Origin of the sequence: Streptomyces sp. NPDC017993, from assembly GCF_044328065.1 — a bacterium.
Lineage (GTDB): Bacteria > Actinomycetota > Actinomycetes > Streptomycetales > Streptomycetaceae > Streptomyces.
The window spans coordinates 1-1,067 of the sequence record NZ_JBIRGO010000069.1; the positions used below are offsets into that span (position 1 = coordinate 1).

General features: G+C 65.7%; 2 protein-coding genes. One reads left to right on the forward strand and one right to left on the reverse strand.

Annotated elements, in window-relative coordinates:
- Positions 1 to 407 precede the first annotated feature (407 nt).
- Positions 408 to 527 carry a DUF6233 domain-containing protein gene (locus tag ACH4FH_RS38920; RefSeq protein ID WP_398560713.1) on the reverse strand — a complete coding sequence of 40 codons (120 nt, stop codon included), beginning with the start codon at positions 525 to 527 and terminating at the stop codon, positions 408 to 410.
- 233 nt (positions 528 to 760) lie between these two features.
- Here ACH4FH_RS38920 and ACH4FH_RS38925 point away from each other — a divergent pair.
- Positions 761 to 1,067, forward strand: a 307-nt coding sequence (locus ACH4FH_RS38925) for a hypothetical protein (protein WP_398560712.1), incomplete at its 3' end; no start/stop codon positions are given.

A 1,067-nucleotide genomic window follows, 5' to 3' on the forward strand; every position in this document is an offset into this window, starting at 1 on the left:
ACGTGAGATCAGGTTCCCATGGTCCCGCTGGCATGTCCTTAGCGCTCAGTGCACAAGTCGCTTAGCTGTGCGTCCACTTCTCGGACCGGCAGGCATGTAAGGCGCGCCCCGATCCCGGCGGCCAGGGCCCCGGCCGCCGGATGTCCATCCGGAGGAATGACGTCTGCTCTACCGCCGGCGGTGCTGCGACCTGCCGGGGTGCCTCGCGCTGCTCGACGTCCGCGATTCGCCGGCGCACGGCGTCGAGCTTGGGAATCCTGAGCTACCGGCACCCCAGGGGGTGAGTGATCAGGGGATTCACTCCTTGCTGCATGACTGCGGCAGGTGGCCTTGTATCCCTGATTGACCGTGGTTTACCGCTGCTGGTGGTGCACAGGTGGTGCGGGGTGGTGCGTGTTCGAAGGACCTCAGAGAATCCCAAGCTTGGTGTCTGGGCGACATAGGGCGCACGGTTCCACCCAGTGAGTAACGGCACGCATGGCTTCGTCGCGAGGGATGGGGCAGGGTGGCGGTCGGCGGCGTGGCAGCCACCGACGTGCACGGCGACGGGTTTCACGTCACGGCCTACGCTGAGGCAGCTGGGACGCACCAGCTCGGCGCAGCTGGCAGATTTACAGTCCCCAGAGCCTCCGCGGGTTGTCCTACGCGCTTCCGGTATGGGCGCCGCTGTCCCACAAGGGGCCCCACTGACTGTCTGAATGCGCCCCCAGTCGCAGCTCGTCATCGAGGAGTCATCGGCCACCAGCGGCCCAAGGGTGACGTGGACCCCGACTTTGGCTTCGGCATAGGCAAAGCCCCGCGCGAGCACACCTGTTGGGCCGCCTATCACCCTGCCGGCGGGACCATACCCGGGACGGCCCGGCTGACGCCCTACTCAAGCAACGCGCCGGGCTCGCTGGCCGGTAGCTCAGATCGCGGTGCGCGATCACTCACGTACAAGATCCACGTTCGCACTGGACTATCAACAGCCTTAGACGTTGTTTCACTTGGTGAGTCGGCGGTAGCCGATGAGGGTTGCGGCTATGCCGACGAAGGCGAGGAAGTGCTCGGGTTTGCGTTCGTAGCGC